Source organism: Microbulbifer sp. (genome assembly GCF_036563125.1).
Lineage (GTDB): Bacteria > Pseudomonadota > Gammaproteobacteria > Pseudomonadales > Cellvibrionaceae > Microbulbifer.
This window is the reverse complement of sequence record NZ_DATCMV010000019.1, coordinates 1-5585: the sequence shown is the minus strand read 5'-3', so window position 1 is coordinate 5585 and position 5585 is coordinate 1. Positions and strand designations below refer to the sequence as shown.

3 protein-coding genes and 1 pseudogene are annotated in these 5585 nt (G+C 55.0%); 1 reads left to right on the top strand and 3 read right to left on the bottom strand.

All coding sequences use genetic code 11. The features are described 5' to 3' along the window. The 3 genes and pseudogenes from VIL80_RS01200 to VIL80_RS01190 form a co-directional block, all read right to left on the bottom strand. Nucleotides 1-280: pseudogene (locus VIL80_RS01200) on the bottom strand (DsrE family protein); the annotation flags it as partial. Nucleotides 281-528: 248 nt separating this feature from the next. Beyond that, nucleotides 529-3129: a TonB-dependent receptor gene (locus tag VIL80_RS01195; RefSeq protein ID WP_332034342.1), complete on the bottom strand. Its 2601-nt coding sequence runs from the start codon at nt 3127-3129 to the stop codon at nt 529-531. 354 nt (nt 3130-3483) lie between these two features. Beyond that, nucleotides 3484-4530 carry a serine hydrolase domain-containing protein gene (locus VIL80_RS01190; RefSeq protein ID WP_332034341.1) on the bottom strand — a complete coding sequence of 349 codons (1047 nt, stop codon included), beginning with the start codon at nt 4528-4530 and terminating at the stop codon, nt 3484-3486. Nucleotides 4531-4860: 330 nt separating this feature from the next. On the opposite strand from VIL80_RS01190, the gene VIL80_RS01185 reads away from it, so the two are divergent. Next, the coding region (locus tag VIL80_RS01185; protein ID WP_332034340.1) for an amidohydrolase family protein at nt 4861-5585 on the top strand (725 nt) is incomplete at its 3' end.

Genomic DNA, 5585 nt, shown 5'->3' with positions numbered 1-5585 from the left:
CATCAAGGCTCGCACCGCCGTGGACGACCAGCGCCAGCTCGACCTGCTCCGGCTTCACGCCCGCCCGCGCCTGCATATTGAGGAAACGCGCGAGGCTCTCGAACTTGCGATTGCGCTTTCCCTCATCGCCCTGCTCCGCCGTATCAAATACAACCTTGAAACGTTCCTTACCGGTAAGCGGTACCGATTGCGCAACATCGGTCACCGGGCCAAAGTTCTCCACCACCGGGCCGGTGGTGAATTCGGCAGAGGCCAAGGCTGGTTGCAGCAGGCATGCCATGAGTGCACATTTCAGGAGGCGAAGCGATATTGTCCGGACTTGCATAGTAGTTCCCGTATTTATTATTGAACTGACATTCTACTGTACTGATCGGTACTTGGGTGCAGCTGAATAAAATAGGCACCTCACCAGTATGGTTACCTTACTCTGTGAGGATCGCGTGTCGAAGCGTGTAAGCGCGATAAAAAAAGGCCGGCAACCTTCCGGCACCGGCCCCAAAAGACCAAGGAGAAATACAATATGTTCCGTCAGAACTTTGCGTTGATTCCAGCAAAGACACGACGGCCGTACTGGTGAATATCACCAACCCGCTCGGTAGAATCCCAAAAGCTCGTTTGCTCACTGTCGGTGAGATTCAGCAGTTGCAGAACCAATGACACATTGTCGGTTAGCTGATAAGAGATATTCGCATCCACCTGACCGTAGCCGTCGGCATACTTGTCCAGGCCATTGCGGTTAGTGCCCGTGTAGTAGCGCGAACGATAGTTATAAGCCAGTCGCGCCGACAAGCCGTGGTCTTCGTAATAGGCTGTCGCGTTATACGTATCGCTGGAGTTGGCCGGCAGTTGCTTTTCAATGCCCGCCGCCTTTTCCTCTGCGGTTTCCAGCATGTCAGCATCTGAATAGGTGTAGTTGGCCAGCAAACCAAAACCGTTTCCTAAATCGTGTTGCAAAGTTAGCTCAACACCCTGGTTGCGGCCGCCGATCCCGTTTACGGGAATAGTGATGTTGTACAAGCCAATCACACCGTTCTCATCCGGAAGCTGTTCTGCCGACTGGGTGGTATCGATGTAGGACTCGATATCCTTGTAAAACAGCGCCAGGGAAACGATCGACGAGTCGGTAAAGTAATACTCGGCGGAGAAATCGTACTGATTGGCGCGATACGGCTCGAGTTCCGGGTTACCACCTGCCCCGAGGCCATCGTAGCCGGCGCCGGCCCAGGCGCTCTTGGCGTAGGCACGGCGCATCGCCAGGTTGTCGTAGTCGGGACGTGAGATCACCTTGGCGGCGGCAAAGCGCAGAATCATATCGTCCTGAAGGTCATAGGCCAGGTTCAGGCTCGGCAATACACTGCTGTAATCGTTATCCACCCGGCCGGGCTCCAGCGTCCAGGTATCCGGGTTCCAAGACACTACCTTGACCATCTGGTAACCGCGACTGGTGGCATCGGTGCGGGCATAACGCACACCGACGTTACCATGCAGCTGGCCGTGATCCAGATTGGCCTGCACGTAGGTGCTGGTTACCTTCTCTTCCATCTCGAAGCTGTAGTCCGGGCGGTAGTTCGCACGCAGCGCCGGGTTGTCGACCGTCCACTGCTTCCAGGCCGCCGCATCGAAATCCCAGAGACCGTCCGGCGATCCACTTTTGCCCATGAAGTCATCGGCGGAATTGCCACTGGTGAATTGGTCGAGGGTAGCACTGCCGATCCACTGTTCTTTCCAGAAGTCCGACTTCTTCATGTGGTCGCGGTGTTTAACCCCGACATCCACCGAACTTATCCAGTCATTCTGAAGTTCCAGGTTCAGATCCAACTGGGCATAAGTCTCGTCTTCGCTGTTCGCAAAGATATTGCGGTGTGTATAGATACGTGAGTAGTCTGCAGGCGTCAGCGCTGCATCCAGTGTGTAGGATGGGGTACCGATAATTTCGAACGAAGTATTGGTACTTGCTTCAAACTCCACCTGGTCGTCGACGATATCACCCTCTGCTGCAGTGTGCCCCAGGTGGCCGGCCAACGTATAACCTTCACCGGTGAATTCCACCTTCAGGTCATGCGCGCGAGTCTCGTAACCACCCTCGTGGTAGTTGGTGCTGTACAGGCTCTCTTCCGCCCAGGTCCCTGTGCCGGCAGCATCAGGTACGTCGGCCGCGACAATGGTGTCCCCGGCCAGTTGCACATTAGTAAAGCCCGCGGCGGCACCAGAGTTCCAGGCGCCGTTGCTGATGAACTGGTTGACCTGATCCACTTTGGATACCAGGTTGTTGAACTGCAGGTTAAGGCTGTCATTCGCCTGCCACTCCAGTGCCAGGGTAGCGGTGCGCAGGTCCTTGTCGGAGTTGTAGCGCGTTGCACGCACATTGTCCGGTAGATAGCTACCGTCGGCACCCGCCATAAAGCCGCGGTAACCAACCCCACTGGTATCCCGCTGGATACGGTTATCCCGGCTGACATACGACAGGTTCACACCGAAGTCGTTGCCTTCATTTTTCCACGAGTAAAATCCGGAAATAGCCGGGCTATGCTCACTGCTAGATTCCTGATAAATATCCTTAACAGACAGCGCCGTGTAATTACTGGCGGTGGACAGAGGGCTACGCGTCTTCACAATTACGGTGCCGCCGATCGAGCCCTCCTCAATTTTCGCCTGTGGAGACTTGTGCACTTCCAGGGTGTTAATCAGCTCTGAAGGCAGCAGGGAGTAGTTGAAGCTGCGGCTTGGCGGGCTCGCCACATCTGCGGAAGCCAGTGCAGTAGCCACATGCTGGCCGTTGAATAATGTCATGTTGAGATGCGGCGGAGTTCCACGAATACTCACACGGTCCGCCTCACCTTCAGATTTTTCTACCGATACACCAGCCACGCGCTGCAGAGCATCGGCAACAGTCTGATCCGGAAACTTGCCAACATCCTCCGCCGAGATGGCATCCATCATCACGTCAGCATTGCGCTTGATATCCAGACTTTTCTTCACCGCCCCCCGATAACCGGTGACCTCGACTTCTTCCAATCGTTGGGACTCTTTGCTGCTCTCATCCTGCGCCATAGTTGGTAGAGCAACCATGGCTCCAAAGGTGAACAGCGAAATGTTGGCCAAACGTATGGCTCGTTGCAGTCGGTTCATCAACCTCTCCTTTTGATTATTGTTTTGCAGGTAGCGGGACTCAACCACCGGTGAAATAAATTATTCCAATACAATCGACCAATTAAGAATTATTCATTGCTTAGCGTGATGCAAGAATAATTTGGTCGAGATTACGAGGGTCGCGTTGATTTACGTGCCATCCGTTCGGTATGGCACGAAAGGCATTTTTGAGAGAGAACTTGAAGTGTGTTGAGTTTTAGTGCTCGGTGCGGGGAAAGTGTTATCAGGCTCGGCAGAAACAGGCACAGCCAAACTCGGACAGATGGGAAATTCGAATACGGCGACTAGCCCGAATTTTTTCGGGCGTTATTGATTGGAAACTTTTTGGTTGCCCTATTCCAACACATTAACCGCCGGCAGTATGTAATCACTGAGCAAGGTACGTGTTAGTGCGTGGGCATCGCTGCGACGAAAATTTTCACCGGTGATTACAGCCACCAGGTCCAGCGTCGGTGCCACCAGAACTATATTTCCGCCAGCGCCGGCCATATGGTAAGTGGCGACCTGCTTTTCATTGAGTGAAAATGACTGCAACCACCACAAATAACCATACTCGAAGCTGCGGCCATCGGAGCCTTCGAATTGCACCCGAGGCTCGATCGAGGTCTGCACCCAGTCCTTGGATAGAAGGCGTAGCCCACCCCAGTCACCACCATTCGCATAGAGTTGCGCGAGCTTTAACAGATCACGGCTGCGCAGTTCCAGGCCACCGCCGGTCTGGATTTGACCAGTGGGGGAGTGTTGCCAGCGATACTCCCTAATACCCAGCGGCGCGAACAGATTTTTAGCGGCAAACTCCTCCAATGGCGCGCGCACGGCACCAGCCAGCGCACGTCCGAGCATGTAGACCCCGGCAGTGCAGTAACTGAAGGCGCGGCCATAGGGGCGCTGTGCCGGTGGTGTCTCCCAGGGTGGCGTGCCGCGAATGGGTAAGTCCAGCGCAAACTGCAGCCAATCCTCGCGCAGATACATGCGTTCCTCGTTGCCGCTGGAAAATGAATTCCAGTCGTCACATTCCAACACCGAGCTCATGGTCATCAGGTCGGCGAATGTGATCTCGTTTTTGCGCGGATCCTGGTACAGGTGAGGTTTCTGGGATAGCAACGGCAAAACCCTGGCGTTCACATCCGGGAGATCGCCCGCCGCCAGCGCCAGGCCGACAAGGATACTCGTCACGGTCTTGGTCGCGGAGCGCGTATTGCGCAGCGTGTCGGCATCTCCAGCAAAATAGTGCTCGAAGGCGATGCGACCGCGATGCGCTACTACCACACTGGTGATGTTGCCGAATTCCCCATTGCGAATGGCACCATCCATCTTGCCCATCAGCTCGCCGGAAAGTGGCGCCTCGGACGCAGGTATCGTCGACCAGCCATCGGTCATTGCTGCCGGCGCAATGAAATTTGAGGATTCAGAGGAAAAACTATTCGCGCTGCAAACACAGGCAACAAGCAATGCAGCGAGTCTGGCTTTGGGATTTTTGGTCATGGGAGGCAGAACTCAGATTAGCGCTTGGTTGAAGCAGTCTGAAGTCCGATTCAAAAAAATTCTACCCTGAAATCGCTACCTTTAAAGAACGCGCATTCACAGCTTTATCTTTCTCGCCATGGTCGCACTTTCAGCCAAGAGCGGGAAGGCGCGAATTGTCGACCCAGGGTTTTTCCGGTAACTTCGATGGAAAAAATAATGCATCAAAAACAGGAAAGCCGCCCCATGAAGAAGCACTTACTCGCAGCAATCGCTTCCACAGTTCTCACTGGTCAGGCATTCGCCGCAACTACGGTGATACACGCGGGGACGCTACTGGCAGAACCAGGCAAGCCGCCGTTGCGGGAGCGCAGCCTAATCATCGAGGATGGTGTAATTACCGATATTGCCCCCGGCTATGTCGACAGACCGGATGCCAGACTCATCGACCTCAAACACAGTTTCGTCATGCCCGGTCTCATGGATATGCATGTGCACCTGCAGGGCGAGCTGGGGCCAAAGAACGATAGCGAATCCCTCAAGATGTCCATGCCCGCGGTACAGATGCACTCGCAACTGTTCGCCATGCGCACACTCAAGGCAGGTTTCACCACAGTGCGGGATGTCGGTAACAGTGGCGAAGAGATGTATGCGCTGCGGGACGCCATCGACAAAGGCTGGGTCGACGGCCCCCGTATCATCGCTGCCGGCGGAGTGGGCATAACCGGCGGACACGCGGATATCAGTGGGGTAAGCCCCGAGCTGATGGCGTTTCACGATGTCAAAAACAAGACTATCTGTGACGGTCCTTTTGACTGCCGCCGCGCTACGCGCCACGCGATCAAGTATGGTGCCGACCTGATCAAGATCACATCTACCGGTGGTGTTCTCACCGACCGTGCTACCGGTACCGGTCAGCAGATGGAAATGGATGAACTTCGGGAAGTGGTACTGGCGGCAAAGCGCATGGG

Bases quoted from the DNA above. Each gene is read 5' to 3' on its own strand.
- VIL80_RS01190 (WP_332034341.1), bottom strand. From the start codon at position 4,530: ATGACCGATGGCTGGTCGACGATACCTGCGTCCGAGGCGCCACTTTCC.
- VIL80_RS01195 (WP_332034342.1), bottom strand. From the start codon at position 3,129: ATGAACCGACTGCAACGAGCCATACGTTTGGCCAACATTTCGCTGTTC.